The sequence below is a fragment of the Marinimicrobium agarilyticum DSM 16975 genome (genome assembly GCF_000423345.1).
Taxonomy (GTDB): Bacteria; Pseudomonadota; Gammaproteobacteria; order Pseudomonadales; family Cellvibrionaceae; genus Marinimicrobium; species Marinimicrobium agarilyticum.
Genome location: NZ_AUHU01000009.1, coordinates 119848 through 134479, shown reverse-complemented (window position 1 = coordinate 134479; position 14632 = coordinate 119848). Strand labels below are relative to the sequence as shown.

At 59.6% G+C, this 14632-nt stretch carries 15 protein-coding genes; 6 read left to right on the top strand and 9 right to left on the bottom strand.

Features of this window, described 5'->3' with window-relative positions; all coding sequences use genetic code 11:
- Positions 1–21: 21 nt before the first annotated feature.
- Positions 22–915: a chemotaxis protein gene (locus G547_RS0111140; RefSeq protein ID WP_027329924.1), complete on the top strand. Its 894-nt coding sequence runs from the start codon at positions 22–24 to the stop codon at positions 913–915.
- A gap of 20 nt (positions 916–935) precedes the next feature.
- On the opposite strand, the gene G547_RS22695 is transcribed toward G547_RS0111140, so the two are convergent.
- Positions 936–2840 (bottom strand): trypsin-like serine protease, encoded by a 1905-nt coding sequence (locus G547_RS22695; RefSeq protein WP_051235280.1) that lies wholly within the window; start codon positions 2838–2840, stop codon positions 936–938.
- A gap of 398 nt (positions 2841–3238) precedes the next feature.
- Between G547_RS22695 and G547_RS21090 the strand changes: the two genes are divergently transcribed.
- Positions 3239–3886, top strand: a complete 648-nt coding sequence (locus tag G547_RS21090) for a hypothetical protein (protein ID WP_051235278.1) — start codon at positions 3239–3241, stop codon at positions 3884–3886.
- A 45-nt stretch (positions 3887–3931) separates the two neighbouring features.
- Here G547_RS21090 and G547_RS0111125 read toward each other — a convergent pair whose 3' ends face one another.
- Positions 3932–4210 (bottom strand): hypothetical protein, encoded by a 279-nt coding sequence (locus G547_RS0111125; protein ID WP_027329923.1) that lies wholly within the window; start codon positions 4208–4210, stop codon positions 3932–3934.
- Positions 4211–4464: 254 nt separating this feature from the next.
- On the opposite strand from G547_RS0111125, the gene G547_RS22690 reads away from it, so the two are divergent.
- On the top strand, positions 4465–4872 hold the full coding sequence (locus G547_RS22690) for a helix-turn-helix domain-containing protein (protein ID WP_051235276.1): 408 nt from the start codon (positions 4465–4467) through the stop codon (positions 4870–4872).
- Between the two features lie 12 nt (positions 4873–4884).
- Here the strand turns inward: G547_RS22690 and G547_RS0111115 are convergent, their stop codons facing one another.
- Complete coding sequence (locus G547_RS0111115) at positions 4885–5268, bottom strand: RidA family protein (protein WP_027329922.1); 384 nt, start codon at positions 5266–5268, stop codon at positions 4885–4887.
- A gap of 250 nt (positions 5269–5518) precedes the next feature.
- Here G547_RS0111115 and G547_RS0111110 point away from each other — a divergent pair, with 250 nt between their 5' ends.
- Both G547_RS0111110 and G547_RS0111105 read left to right on the top strand, forming a co-directional pair.
- Entirely contained in the window at positions 5519–6715 is a 1197-nt protein-coding gene (locus G547_RS0111110; protein WP_027329921.1) for an MFS transporter, read from the top strand.
- A 100-nt stretch (positions 6716–6815) separates the two neighbouring features.
- The gene (locus tag G547_RS0111105; RefSeq protein ID WP_027329920.1) at positions 6816–7865 is read left to right on the top strand and encodes a UDP-glucose--hexose-1-phosphate uridylyltransferase; all 1050 of its coding nucleotides are present in this window, start codon (positions 6816–6818) and stop codon (positions 7863–7865) included.
- On the opposite strand, the gene spoT is transcribed toward G547_RS0111105, so the two are convergent.
- The 3 genes from spoT to gmk form a co-directional block, all read right to left on the bottom strand.
- The gene (gene spoT, locus G547_RS0111100) at positions 7862–9973 is read right to left on the bottom strand and encodes a bifunctional GTP diphosphokinase/guanosine-3',5'-bis pyrophosphate 3'-pyrophosphohydrolase (RefSeq protein ID WP_027329919.1); all 2112 of its coding nucleotides are present in this window, start codon (positions 9971–9973) and stop codon (positions 7862–7864) included. The two genes, G547_RS0111105 and spoT, sit on opposite strands and share 4 nt — an antisense overlap.
- A 56-nt stretch (positions 9974–10029) precedes the next feature.
- Positions 10030–10305 (bottom strand): DNA-directed RNA polymerase subunit omega, encoded by a 276-nt coding sequence (gene rpoZ, locus G547_RS0111095; protein WP_027329918.1) that lies wholly within the window; start codon positions 10303–10305, stop codon positions 10030–10032.
- A 134-nt stretch (positions 10306–10439) separates the two neighbouring features.
- Entirely contained in the window at positions 10440–11057 is a 618-nt protein-coding gene (gene gmk, locus G547_RS0111090; protein ID WP_027329917.1) for a guanylate kinase, read from the bottom strand.
- A gap of 158 nt (positions 11058–11215) precedes the next feature.
- On the opposite strand from gmk, the gene G547_RS0111085 reads away from it, so the two are divergent.
- Positions 11216–11431, top strand: coding sequence for a hypothetical protein (locus G547_RS0111085; protein ID WP_157209843.1), 216 nt, complete (start codon positions 11216–11218; stop codon positions 11429–11431).
- Between the two features lies 1 nt (position 11432).
- Here G547_RS0111085 and G547_RS0111080 read toward each other — a convergent pair whose 3' ends face one another.
- The 3 genes from G547_RS0111080 to G547_RS0111070 form a co-directional block, all read right to left on the bottom strand.
- Positions 11433–12626: an alginate export family protein gene (locus G547_RS0111080; RefSeq protein ID WP_027329915.1), complete on the bottom strand. Its 1194-nt coding sequence runs from the start codon at positions 12624–12626 to the stop codon at positions 11433–11435.
- Between the two features lie 76 nt (positions 12627–12702).
- Positions 12703–13554 carry an ABC transporter ATP-binding protein gene (locus tag G547_RS0111075; RefSeq protein ID WP_027329914.1) on the bottom strand — a complete coding sequence of 284 codons (852 nt, stop codon included), beginning with the start codon at positions 13552–13554 and terminating at the stop codon, positions 12703–12705.
- 32 nt (positions 13555–13586) lie between these two features.
- The gene (locus G547_RS0111070) at positions 13587–14570 is read right to left on the bottom strand and encodes an ABC transporter permease (protein WP_027329913.1); all 984 of its coding nucleotides are present in this window, start codon (positions 14568–14570) and stop codon (positions 13587–13589) included.
- Positions 14571–14632 lie beyond the last annotated feature (62 nt).

Genomic DNA, 14632 nt, shown 5'->3' with positions numbered 1-14632 from the left:
CACTCCACGAACGGAAAGGCCATGAACGGTAAGGCCCAACACACCCAGAAGCTCCTGCTTTTTAAATTGACGCCCACCCAGAGTTTTGCCATGGGCACACTCAAGGTGCGGGAGATTATCCCCTATACCCGGTTTAACCGGCTGCTCCAGGACCATCCGGCGGTATTGGGCGCGACCACCGTGCGGGGCAAGACCATCCCGGTCATCGATATGGCGGCGGCGGTCGGCTACAAGCCTCTCAGCGAAGAGGAAATGAAACGTGGTTCGATCATCATCACCGACTGCCAGCGCAAGGACATCGGGTTCCTGGTTCGGGGCATCGACCGGATTGTCGACGCCGACTGGAAATCGGTCAAGCCGCCGCCGGAGATGCTGGGAAAGCGGGCATTTGTGACCGGGCTGTGCATGGTCGAGGACCAGGCGGTTCAGCTGATTGACCTGGAGCTGCTGTTCTCCCAGGTCTACCCCGAACCCCCGGACCGACGCCGGGCGGTGCTGACCGATATCCAGCGAGAGCAGCTCAAACCCCTGAACATTCTGCTGGTGGATGACTCCCACGTGGCACGAAAACAGCTACAGGACGCGCTGGATAGCATCAGTATTCCCTACCAGGTGTTGACCAACGGTGAGCAGGCGCTAGAGCGTATGCGCGAGGCGGCCAAGGACAACAACGCCATCGACATTCTGGTGAGTGATATTGAAATGCCGGGGCTCGATGGTTACGAACTGGCGTTCAGTGTGCGGGACGATAGCGCGGTGAAACACGCCTATATCATTCTGCACACCTCGCTGAACAGTGAAATGAGCGTCAGCTACGCCCACCAAGTTGGGGCCAACGAGGCACTGACCAAATTCGACGCCGAAGAGCTGGTTCATGCCATGCTGCGGGGCGCGAAGGCGCTCACCGGGGTCTAAGCCCCGGTGAGGTGGTCTATTTACTGACAGATGTCGCCTTTGACGGTTGGATCGGTCAAATCTCTGCTATCGCTGCGACCAATAAACCGGATCTGCCGTCGTTCGCCGGCGGCCAGCGGTGTTTCCAGCCCCAGCCATCGATAAGGGTTACGACCGGACAGGGCGCCGTCGGAAACATAGATGTTTGTGCCCTCTGGGTACTGCCAGTCCACGGCCCAGCCTTCGAGTCGCTCTTCGCTCTGATTGTGCACGGTAACCCGCGCGATGAAGGTCCGGCCGAACTGGGCAATCAGTTCGTGTTCGCACAGTGCGGGCGGCGGTGCCGGTTGGTAGGGTTCGTAGCTCGCGGAGAGCTGGCCGTCGACCACATCGGTGTAGGCGCGCACCAGAACATGATATCGCCCGGCTTCGGCCACCTCAAACAGGCAGCTTTCCACTTCGCCTTCGCCCCGGTAAGGGCGGCAGTCGTAGGCCTTTTCTGAGGCCGCCTCTCCCTGGCGAATATACAGATCCGGATCGCCGGTCGGGGCGGTCAACTGAAACTGGAGGTTGGAAGCCCGCTCGTCCAGGTCGAGATAAAACGACAACGCTGTGTCTTGGGCAAGGGAAATACCGTTGACCGTCTGATGGTTCTTCAACGCCTTCAAGGTGTAGTCACCCCGTAGAGTGACATCCGCAAAGCGGGTAAAACCCTCGACGATCACCGTGTAGACGCCGGCGGGCGCGTCGGTAAAGGTGCACTGCTCATCGTTACCGGCCGCAGCGGGGTAGCACACTTCGTTCAGACTGTTGGCGAACTCCCCGTAGTGAACTCGAAGATCCGCGTCTCCCGTGCCGCCATTGATAGCCAAGTGCAGATAGGCGGCGGACTCGGGCACGACAAAATGAAACTGTAAGCGCTCGGTAATCTTGCCCGACAACCCCTCGATGGGCGTGCCGTTACCCAGTTTGGTCACCTCGGGTAGCGGTGAGCCCATCGCCTGCTCGATCCAGTCGAGGTGGGTGGCCGTGCGGGCATAGACGCCATAATAGCCGGGCAAGGCACACTGTTGATGCCCCCAACTAACCACCCCAATGCTGTAATCCCGCCCATCGACGGTCAGCGTCAGCGGGCCCCCGCTGTCTCCGAAACAGGAGTCCTTTCCCCCTTCAGGATAACCGGCGCACAGCATGTTGTCGGTGACCGCGTCCGGCCCGTACAGCTCCAGGTAGCTTTCCTGGCACTGTGTATGGCCGATCAATGGCACATCCACCTGCTGCAGATCGATGGGGAACTCGCCGTCGTTGTTAAGCGCGCCCCAACCAGACACTCGAACCAGATCGCCCGGTCGAGTGGCGGCCATGATCGCGGGAGAGGCCAGGGAAAGAGGCTCAAGGGTTTGAGGAGCCGCCTGAGCCAGGCGTACCAATGCCAGGTCGTGATCTAGGGTGGCCGGATCGAACTCGGGGTGCACAATTACTTGCGCTACGGGGATCCAGAAGCCGCCATCCCCCCAGAGTTGGGTGCTGTTGAGAAACACATCGAACGACTGTTGAACGCAGTGGGCCGCGGTCAGAACCCACTGGCTGTCGATCAGGGCACCACCACAAAAGTGACCGTTTTCCGGGTCCTGCAAGGAGACCTGATAGCGTCGTTCACCTTCCGGCGTCGGTTCCCCACCGACAATTTTGGGGGTGATGGTCGATGTTCGGCCGGTGGAAGTATCGCGTTTCTCTCGGTTGGAGAAACGAAGGCCACGGGCGTTCAATGTTCGTTCCAGTCGAGTTAACGACAGGGGCGCGGCGCCCGGGCGAGTATGTTGCTCGATTTGAGGTTGTTCGCTGAGTTCGACAAGAGTCGAGGCGTCTTGGCTGTGGGCGAAGCTGGCGAAGGCCGTCAGCAAGCCGACGCAAAGCAGTCTCGACGACGAAATCCGAAGGGTCATGGTCGTTCCTTATACCGTTAGAGGGTGTGATCAGTGCGAACGAAGCCCGCTCCTCTGCCGACTCCATTTGAGCCATCAGTATAAAAGTGACCCCTGAGGGTTGGGTAGAAATTTGGATGCCACAATACCCTCTTTTCTAAATATGAGAACTGCTTCAGACTCTCATGGGGAAGACGTCGAAGAGGACGTTTTGCGACCGTCAGATGACTTTACAGTTTCTTCCGATCAGCGTTTAGTGGTGGCGCCAAGTGATTGAAAATATTGAAAAAATATTACTGGCACAGAATCTGCGTAGGTGCTGAGGGCAAGGTTATTTGCCCTTTATTCTGTTGGGTCGTCAATGCTGCTCCTAGGTGCTGTCGACGACGCAAAATCACGCAAGGACTAGGGAGAAACTTATGATGAAACTCAAAGCCTCACTTTTGGGCGCGGCAAGCATTCTGTTAACGGCGCCGTTCTCGGCAAGCGCCGGACCCGTTACCTACGATGGTATTACTTTCCCGGATGGCGATGTCTCATTCGCCGATGCCTACCTCGATATTGAACTCGGTACACCCGAACCGACCGCTGGCAATTTCGATCCCGCCGCCTCTTTAGGGGCCCCCGACAACGGTGCCTATTCGTTGGGGCAAGGTGGGTTTATGACTCTGCGGTTCACGGATAATTCGTTGACCGGCAGTGGCGACAGTACGCCCGACCTGCATATCTTTGAGGTGGGCCCGTTGGTTGAGGACACCTTCGTTTGGATCAGTCAGGACAACGAAAGCTTTCTCAGCCTCGGCAAGGTGTTTGGTGCTACCTCAAGCATCGATATTGACGCTTATTTGGGGGCTGCGGGAATCGACCCCTTCACACGGTTTTCTTATGTCCGATTACAGGACGATCCAAATGAAAATACGAGTAACGTAACCTACGCTGGCGCGGACATCGACGCGGTGGGCGCGATTACTTCGGCGTCTCCGGTTTCGGTGCCCGGCCCGGGCACGCTGGGATTGTTGTTTGGAGGATTGGTAGCGCTGGGAGCCCGGCGGAGGCTCTCCGCCTAAGTTTACCCTTGTCTTTTACAGGAGCCGGACGGCGTTCCGGCGAGCTCAGTGTCGCTCCTGGCGTTCTATCGGGACTCGGGAGCGGACGCTGTTCAGGTGGTTGCGCATCTGGCCGATGTGTTGCTTGAGATACTCCGAATAGGAATGGATGCCACCGAGCGTGGCCGGGTCGATGCAGTCGTTGCGCTGCAGGATGGAGACCACCGCGTCGCACAAAAAGGCGCACCGGTCGCTGAGCTCCGCCAGGTCGTCATCGAAATTCAGCAGTTCCAGTCCGACGCTGCCGTTTTCGGCGAGACGATTGCGTTGAATGATGTCCGACACGGTGACTCCTCCGTTAGCCCGATCTGGTGGTTCACGCCCTCTCTCCCTTGGATCCTCCCGAAAAGACCCCTTCAATCCGTCTTTGCGGAAAATTGAAAGGCGGCGAGAGCGGGAATTGACGTGAAATACCTTTAATCGTGTACATGAATAATAATTACAACAATAGTGTTGATGTCAGAATCATAGCGGCTCGCTAGCATACCCGTCAAGCGTGTAAAGTATGTTGAATAACCCGCCAAAGAGATTCTACCGGTATGCCGAAACCGCTCGTTCACGAACTTGACCGTCACTTGGGAGCGAGACTGCGAAAGCGTCGACAGCAGCAAGGCGTCAGCGCGGCGGTCCTCGCGGAGGCGGTGGGGTTGACCCAACAGCAGGTCTCGCGCTACGAAAACGGCGAGAACAAGCTGGCGGCGGTTCAGCTATACCGGATGGCCAGTTGTCTGAACACCCCGTTGGCGTGGTTCTTTCAGGGGGCCGAACAGATTGAGGAAGCGCCGGCCATTCGTGACCGGCGAGGGGTCTATCGGGTGGAATCGGCCCCTGCCGAGGCCGCCTTGGAGGAGGAGCTATCGATTCTTCAGGCGGTTTGGCCCGCGCTGGCTGCCGAGCGACGGGCCGCCCTGTTACAGCTGTTGGATACCCTTTCGGACAAAACCTAGGTCGGCGCCGGGCTACAGCACCATGACCCCTTCGGCCTCGAACAGCGCCCCCTTGGGCAACTGGCTGATGCCCACTGCGGCGCGCGCGGGGAAAGGTTCGCGGAAATAACGGGTCATCACGTCGTTCACCACCGCGAAGTTTTCCAGGTCGGTCAGGTAGAGGTTCAGTTTAACGATATGATTCAGGCTGCCGTTGGCCGCTTCACAGACCGCTGACAGGTTTTTGAACACTTGCTCCGCCTGGGCTTCGAATCCGCCCTCCACCAGCGTCATGGTCTCGGGATTGAGAGGGATCTGACCGGACAGGTAAACGGTGTTGTCCACTTTGACCGCTTGGGAATAGGTGCCGATGGCGTCCGGCGCCTGCTTGCTATGAATCACGGCGCGATTGGTCATAACGGGATCCTTGCATCGTTCAGTTGAGGAAAACCATCAAGTATAGAGGAACCAGGCCCCCGGGAGCCACCCACCGGGGGGGGGGGGGCGCGCACGCTGCAGAGCGCCTTTTATGCGAATCCTGTACAATGCCGGCCTTTGTGGTAACCACCACCATAAGCCGCTTTCCCCTAACAACAAAAACCCGCCCCCGTCCACTGGCCGTGACAGTGTGACCGGGGTGGGTTTTGCCCGACTTTTGGATCCGTGAATGACAGCCGTTTCCCCCGCCACCAGCCCCAAACTCACCAAGGCCCAGATGTGGCTCATCGAAATCGCCCTGGCGGTGGGTGGTTTCGGGATTGGAACCGGCGAGTTTGCCACCATGGGGCTGATGCCCGGCATTGCCGAGGGGCTGGGCGTGACCGAGCCCCAGGTGGGCCATGTGATCAGCGCCTATGCGCTGGGGGTTGTGGTCGGTGCGCCCCTGTTGGCGGTCTTTGGCGCCCGGTTGTTTCGCCGGCACTTGCTGATCGGGTTGATGGGCTTTTACACCCTCGCCAATATTGCCAGTGCCCTGGCTCCCAGTTACGAGTCTCTGCTTGCCTACCGGTTTATTGCCGGGCTGCCCCACGGCACCTATTTCGGGGTCGCGGCGTTGGTGGTGGCGAGCCTGGCGCCACCGGCTGACCGGGGCAAAGCGGTTAGCCGCGTGATGATTGGTCTGACCCTGGCAGTGCTCATCGGTAACCCCCTGGCGACCTGGTTGGGGCAGTCCATCAGTTGGCGCTATGCCTTTGGAATGGTCTCGGTGATTTCGTTGCTCACCGTGGTGCTGATCGTAATCTACCTCCCGCTGGATCGCCAACAGCCGCGCAATCGCCCCATGGCAGAACTGAAGGCCTTTGGGCGACCGCAAGTCTGGCTGGCTCTGATGATCGGTGCCACCGGCTTTGCCGGGGTGTTCTGCGTTTTCAGTTATCTGGCACCCACTTTGCTGTACGTCACCGAGGTGGAAAAAGGCTGGATTCCCATCGCCATGGCCACTTTCGGGGCCGGCGGCTTTCTCGGGAATATTGTCGGCGGCTGGCTGTTCGATAAATTCCAGTTCAAGGCCGTGGGCGGCGCCCTGCTTTGGAGCCTCGTGGTCTACCTGATCTTCCCCTCGGCGACCCACGAACTGTGGAGCATCTTGCTGATGACCTTCTTGGTGGGCACGGTCGCGGCGGTCTCCCCGCCCCTGCAGACGCATCTGATGGATGTGGCGGTGGGCGCTCAGACGCTGGCGGCGGCGTCCCATCACGCCGCCTTCAACACCGCCAATGCCATTGGACCCATGCTGGGTGGGCTGGCCATTTCCGCTGGGCTGGGGTGGAGTGTCACCGGCTATGTGGGGGCGGCCACCGCCGTATCGGGGCTGATCTTTTTCGCGCTGGCGTGGCGGTTGGAGCGATCGATTGCCGAATAAAAGCCTATAAATCATATTTATTATAGATTCCGGGCTCGGGGTTGCGTAAACTGGCGCCTGTCGATCACGCTGATGTTGGATTGCCAGAGGAACGCTGACCATGACCGCCCCGTTTGACCCTACCGAGCACCCGCACCGTCGTTTCAACCCGTTGACCGGCGACTGGGTATTGGTCTCGCCGCACCGCGCCAAGCGCCCCTGGCAAGGCCAGTCCGAAACGCCTGATCAGGAACAGCGGCCCACCTACGATCCTGACTGCTACCTGTGCCCCGGCAATACCCGCGTCAATGGCGAGAAAAACCCCCGGTACGATGCCACCTTCGTATTCGGCAATGACTTCGCCGCTCTGCAGCCGGATACGCCGAGCGTAAAGAGCGAGGACCCGCTATTCCGTATGGCCGCCGAGCAGGGCTGCAGCCGGGTCATCTGTTTTTCGCCCGACCACAGCAAGACGCTGCCGGAACTGTCTCAGTCAGAGGTGGAGTCGGTCGTGCGCTGCTGGCGGGAGCAGAGCGCGGACCTGGGGAAAACCTATCAATGGGTTCAGGTCTTTGAAAATAAAGGCGCCATGATGGGCTGTTCCAACCCCCACCCACACGGTCAGATTTGGGCCCAGACGCAGCTGCCGACCCTGGCCCAACGCAAAGCGGAGCGCTTTGCCGAGTATCGCCAGCGCGAGGGCCGCTCTCTGCTGGAAGATTATGCCTCCCGCGAGTTGGAGGCAGAGGAACGGGTGGTTTGTCAGAATGCGGACTGGTTGGTGGTGGTGCCCTACTGGGCCGCCTGGCCCTTCGAGACGCTGCTTCTGCCCCGGTTTGCCGTCGCCCGCCTGCCGGAGCTGACCGAGGCTCAAAGCGCGAGCCTCGCCGACATCATGCGCCAGATAACCGCCCGCTACGACAATCTGTTTCAGGTCTCCTTCCCCTACTCCATGGGTTGGCATGGCGCGCCGTTTGATGGTGAGGCGCACCCGGAATGGACCCTCCACGCGCAGTTTTTTCCACCCCTGCTGCGCTCGGCCACGGTGCGTAAATTTATGGTGGGTTATGAAATGCTGGCCGAAGCCCAGCGCGACCTGACCCCGGAGCAGGCGGCGGAGCGCCTGAGGGCGTTGCCGGCAACGCATTACAAACTGGGCGAAGCAGGCTAGTTTTTGCTGCGGTTGATCCGCAATACAAAACTCAGGTTACGGACCCGGCGCATGATGTTGGCCAGGTGCACCCGGTTGTGCACCCCGATGCACAGGTTGATGACGCTGTTGTGGGCATCCCGTTCGTTGACCTTGATGTGCTCGATGCTGCCGCCCTGTTCGGTCACCCGGGTGGCGAGGGTGGCGATAATGCCCCGCTCGGATTCCACTTCCACCCGAACATCCACGAGGAACTCCCCCGAAACCGTGGGCGCCCAGTTCACATAGCTGATCTTCTCCGGCTTGTGACGCAGCTCGGTGATATTGCGGCAGGTGTCCTGGTGTACCACCAGGCCCTTGCCGGAACTGATATGACCGATGATCGGGTCGCCGGGAATGGGTCGACAGCAACGGGCGAAGGTGATCATCATGCCCTCGGCCGAGTCGATGGTCAGGGGCGAGTAGATACTCCCGCTGGGCGGGTTCACGTCCGCATCGGGCTGCAGCAGTTTGGCCACCGCTTGGGCGACACGGTTGCCAAGCCCGATATCCTCAAGCAGATCTTCCATCGACTTCATCTGGGTGACCGCGAGCAACTGCCTTTCCTGTTCCTCGGTGAGCTTGTCCAACTGCAGGCTGACCTCGCTCAGGGCGCGACCGAGCAGTCGCTTGCCCAGGGCCACCGACTGATGGTGACGCTGATGCTTGAGGAAGTGGCGGATGGCGCTGCGGGCCTTACCCGAGATGGCGAAGTTGAGCCAGTTGGGGTTGGGTTGCGCCCCCTGGGAGGTAATGATGCTGACCTTCTGGCCGCTTTGCAGCGGCTGGGACAGCGGCGCCAGCCGGCCGTTGACCCGGCAGGCGACGCAGTTGTGGCCAATGTCGGTGTGCACCGCATAGGCAAAATCGATGGGGGTGGCACCGTGGGGCAGCTCGACGATCTCGCCTTTGGGGGTGAAGACATAGACCTCGTCGGGGAAGAGGTCGATCTTTACGTTCTCGATGAATTCCAGCGAGTCGCCAGCCCGGCGCTGCATTTCCAGTAGCCCCTGGACCCACTGACGGGCGCGATTGTGGCTGATGCTCTCATCCGCGCCGCTGTTCTTGTACAGGAAGTGGGCCGCAATGCCATTGTTGGCCATTTCGTCCATTTCCTTGGTGCGGATCTGGACCTCAATGGGTACGCCGTGCATCCCCAGCAACACTGTGTGCAGGGACTGGTAGCCGTTGGCCTTGGGGATGGCGATATAGTCCTTGAACTCCCCCGCCACCGGCTTGTAGAGGTTATGCACCACACCCAGCACCCGGTAACAGGTGTCTACGCTGTCCACGATGATGCGGAAGGCGTAGACGTCCATGATCTCTTTGAAGTATTTCTTCTTCTGCCGCATCTTCTCGTAGATGCTGTACAGGTGTTTCTCCCGGCCGATCACCAGGGCGGTGAGGTTTTCCCGATCCAGCCGTTTTTCAATGGCGGTCTGGATCTGTTCGACCAGCTCTTTGCGGTTGCCCCGGGCGGTTTTCAGGGCCGCCTGCAGGCGGCTGGCGCGCAGCGGATGCATGGCGTAGAAGCCCCGGTCCTCGAACTCCAGGCGCATGTCGTTCATACCCAGGCGGTGGGCGATGGGGGCGTAGATTTCCAGGGTTTCTTTCGCGATGCGCCGCTTCTTGTGCGGCGGCATGGCTCCGAGGGTGCGCATGTTGTGCAGGCGGTCGGCGAGTTTCACCAGGATGACCCGCAGGTCGTTGGCCATCGCCAGCGCCATTTTCTGGAAGTTCTCCGCCTGCTTCTCGGCGTGGGATTCGAACTCGATCTGAGTGAGCTTGCTCACCCCGTCCACCAGCTCTGCGACGGTTTCGCCGAATTGTTTGGAGATGGCTTTTTTGCTGATGCCGGTGTCTTCAATCACGTCGTGCAGCATGGCGGCCATCAGGCTCTGATGGTCCATGTGCATGCTGGCGAGGATGTCGGCGACCGCGAGGGGGTGGGTAATGTAGGCTTCGCCGCTGCGCCGCCGTTGCCCGTCGTGGGCTTGTTCCGCGTAGAAGTAGGCCCGCTTCACCAAATTGATTTGGCTGTACTCGAGGTAAGATGAAAGCCTGTGACTCAAGGCTTCGATCGTTTGCAAGGCCGTCCTCCAAATAGGGCCGGGCAGGAGCCCGGCCGGGCGTTCAGGCGAGGCGTTTACTCGTTGCCGGGCTGGGCCTCAGTCTCCTGAATGTGCTCGTGCGAGGGCGCTTCGTGGCGCACTGGCTCATCCGCTTCGAGCAGAATGCTGGCGTCAATGAGGCCTTGCTCGATTTCGCGCAGGGCGATCACGGTAGGCTTGTCGTTTTCTTCCGCCACCAGGGCGTCCTTTCCGCCGACAGCGAGCTGACGAGCCCGCTTGGCGCTGACCATCACCAGTTCGAAACGGTTATCAACGTGGTCCAGACAATCTTCAACAGTAATACGTGCCATAGAGTTACTTGCTCACAGTGTTAATGTGGCGGCGGGTGGGTCGGCGTTCAAGCCGGCACCCTCCCATCGCGGGGGAAATCGAACCAAGTATTGTACACAATTTGCGCGTCGGGCGTCAGCTCCATCGCGGCGATTCAGGCCAATAGCTCCTCCAGCATCGCATGGTGAACCTGTTCCTGCCGATCGCGTCTGAGGTGTTGGCTGGTAATCAGTGCCTGGAACTGGGCCAAGGCTGTGGTGAAATCGTCGTTGACGATCAGGTAGTCCGTTTCCCGATAGTGGGAAATTTCGCTGATTGCCTCGTTCATGCGGGCTTCGATGACCTCGGTGTTGTCTTGTCCCCGTCCGGTCAGCCGTTGGCGCAGGGCGGCCAGCGAAGGCGGCAGAATGAACAGACTGACGGTGTCGGGCAACAATTTGCGCACCTGGCGGGCACCCTGCCAGTCGATTTCGAGGATCACGTCCATGCCCTCAGAGAGGGTTTGTTCCACCCAGTGGCGAGAGGTGCCATAGAGATTACTGAACACTTGCGCGTGCTCGAGAAAGGCGCCCTCGGCGAGCATCGCTTCGAAGCGGGCGTGGTCCACAAAATGGTAGTTGACCCCGTCAACTTCCCCGGGCCGTATGGGTCGGGTGGTGTGAGAGACGGATACACAGACTTCCGGGTTGGACTCTACCAGGGCGTTCACCAGACTGGTTTTACCGGCGCCCGAGGGGGCAGAGACGGTGTAAAGGATGCCTTTGCTGGTCATGGGGTGCTCTTCGTTTTAGGGTGCGGCCTGCAGAGGGCAAGGGGCACGAACAGGACTTTGACGCTAAAAAAAGGCATTATGACACAGCTTTTGCCGGGCTTCATTGTCAGAATAGTCCGACCAACATTCCCCGATTGAGGTGGCGAGTGACCCAAGGCATGACACAAAAAGCGGCGGCGGAACGCCTCAACAGCAGTGAGGCGTTCGTGCGCCGGATGATTCAGAAAGGCCGGTTGGTGCCGGACGAGCAAGGTCTACTGGACCCGGAACGGGTGGCGGATCTGGCCCAGCTCCTGGACCGACTCCGTGCCAACGGGGTGGGCACGGTGATTGGTCTGATTGGCGAGGAGCTCGGGCCCGAGGAGCGGCACTGACTTAGAACGTCATGGCCGCCATCAGCCACAGCTTTGAGGTATCGGTGGCGTACTCATCGGCACTGTAGTCGGCGTATTTGAGGGTCAGCCCCACCGGTCCCACTTTGGTGCCGGCGACAAAGCCCAGCTCGGTGCCGTAATCCATATCCCCTTCATTGGCGCTCAGGCTGTGGTAGACCACGGTCAGGTTCACCGGGCCGATCGGGTGGCCGGCACTGACATAGAGGTCCTCGACGCCGGTGGCGGGGGTGCCCAGAAACTTGTCGGTCCAGCCCTGGAAGGCGTGCAATGTCGCCAGAGAGGTGGTGAAGGCGGCGTTGCCCTCATCAGAGCCCAGCACTTCGTAGCCCAGCTTGAACTTGAATTTCTGCACGCCAGCGATGCCTTCGGCCAGCATGTAGTCGGCGGAATAGTTCACGGGGTTGTCGCCCGCCTCGGTCTGACTGGCATACTCGAGGTTGTAACCAAGACTGTCGGTCAGTTTGCCTTCCCAGCGTACCCCAAAGGTATCGCTGGATAGGGTCTGCGCCGTCTTGTTTTCAATCAGATAACCATAGCCCACCAGTTTGCCGGCATTGAGACCGCTGAAGCTGGCGTTGAGCAGGTGGGTTTCGTGGTTGTGGTCGCCGGCGGGTGAGGCTTCGCCGAAAATACGGTTGACGTTGTGCACGTAGGCATAAAACAGCTCGACGTTGTCGATGCTTTTGTTGGTAAACGACAGGGCGTCGTAGGTCTGCTCGTTCTGACGCCAACCCACACCTCCGACAAAGCGCTGATTGTCCAACAGAATACGCTGGCGCCCGTAGCGGGCTTCGGTGCCCCCCATTTGATAACTGACATAAACCTGGTTGACTTCCGTGCCCTCCGGGTCGGCGATCACCGCGGTGCCGGGATTGATGCCTGAGCCGGTTCCGTCGTTGTAATCCACATCGGTGATGGCCGTGGTGTCGTCCATTTCCAGCAGGAAACTCAGGTTGTTGAAGCTGCCTGACTGGAACGTCAGTCGCGTCTTCTGGGTCAGCGCGCTGGAGGATTCCACGCCGTCCTGGTCCACGTCTTCAAAACGGGTGCGTAAGTGCAATTTGGTGTCGCTGTTCTCAAGTGCTTCGGTCAAGGTATCCGCCGCCAGGGCGGGCGTGGCCGATAGCGTTGTCAGAGCGATGCAGGCCGCGAGCGGGCGAAGTGTCTGGGTCATGCTGGGTCTCTCCGTAACGGTTCATCAATCAGTCAAAAAATGTGTGTGTGTTCTGGCGAGGCAGGGCCCCACCCAATTAACCGGTAATTTTGAGTTTTTGCGCCCAGGATTTGCGCGGTTTGCGCTTGGCGTCAATGGACTCGACTTTCTTCTGTTTTTCGTACAAAAAGCGTAGCACCGCACTGCGGCATTCGTTGTACTCGCGGCTGTCCACCAGTTCCAACCGCTCCCGAGGGCGGGGCAGGTTGACCGGCAGAATTTCCCCGATGGTGGCGGCCGGGCCGTTGGTCATCATCACGATGCGGTCCGAGAGCAGCACGGCTTCGTCCACATCGTGGGTGATCATGATCACGGTATTGCCCAGCTCGTTCTGGATGTCCATCAGCGAATCCTGCAGATGGGCGCGGGTGAGGGCGTCCAGAGCGCCGAAAGGCTCGTCCATCAGCAGTACCTGAGGCTCCATCGCCAGCGCCCGGGCAATCCCGACGCGCTGTTTCATGCCGCCCGAAATTTCCTGAGGCTTTTTGTGCATGGCGTGGGTCATCTGTACCAGTGCCAGGTTGTGTTCGATCCACTCGCGCATTTCGGCCCGGCTTTTCTGGCGCTTGAAGACCTGTTTGACGGCAAGCTCAACGTTTTGGTAGGCCGAAAGCCAGGGCAGCAGAGAGTGGTTCTGGAAAACCACGGCGCGTTCCGGACCGGGCTGGTTCACTTCCTTTCCGCCCAGCACCACACCGCCGGAGGTGGCCTGATAGAGGCCGGCGACGATATTGAGCACGGTGGATTTGCCGCAGCCCGAGTGTCCGATCAATGAAACGAATTCGCCTTTGTCAATTTTCAGGCTGACATTGTCCAGCGCGCGAAACGGGCCTTTGGGGGTGGGAAAATCAATACCCACTTGGGTCAGTTCGAGATGAGTCTGTGACATTGGTTGCTCCTTCCTCTGAATTCGGTGTGCGATTAGCGGACCACGGCGGACTTGTCCCAATTGACCCAGCTCTGCAGGAACAGCAGGGCTCGGTCCAGGAGGAAGCCGATAAAGCCGATCATCAGTACCGCCATGCAAATGCGACCCAGAGAGTCCGAGGAGCCGTTCTGGAACTCGTCCCAAACAAATTTCCCCAAGCCTGGATTCTGCGCGAGCATCTCGGCGGCGATCAATACCATCCAGGCGATACCTAAAGAGAGGCGTAAGCCGGTGAACATCATGGGTATGGCGGAGGGGAGAACAATGGTTTTCACATGGCTGAGCCAGTTCAGGCGCAGTACCCGGCTGACGTTCAGCAAGTCGCTGTTGACGCTGGCGGTCCCCACCGCGGTGTTGATCATTGTCGGCCAGATACTGCACAGCGCGACGGTAATGACTGAGGTGACAAATGACTTGGCGAACAACGGATCGTCGGTCACGTAAACCGCGCTCACGACCATGGTGACCAAGGGTAGCCACGCCAACGGCGAGACCGGCTTGAAAATCTGGATGATGGGGTTGAGCGCGCGATAGGTGGTGTTGCTCAACCCGATCACAATACCCAGCGGGATCGCGATGGCCGTTGCCAGAAAAAAACCGGTCATGACGGTGCCCAGGCTGGTCCAGATCTGATCGAAGAAAGTGGGCCGGCGGTTGTACTCGCGAAAGCGAAGCTCGGTGTTCGGGTCCTGGGCGAGTTGGCGCTCATGCCGCGCGTCCTGACGTTCATAGAAGGCCGCCGCCCGGAGGTTCTCGGCCTGGTGCTCGTCCACCAGGTTGTTCCACTGTTCGTATACGTCCTGGGGGCCGGGGAATGTCCCCAGAGATGTGTCGACCTGTTGCGCGCCCCAGTGCCAGACGCCCAGAAACAGAACCAGGCCGACGATGGGGAGGGTCACGGCACGAATAATTTTACCGATTTGGAATCGCTCCAGATCCCAGCTCAGTTTGTGTTTGACAATGGTTGCGGGGTTCATGAGGGCTTTGCTCCTAAAGCTGTTGGCGTCCGGTCGTGGCGACGCCGAAGCGCCGCCGGGGT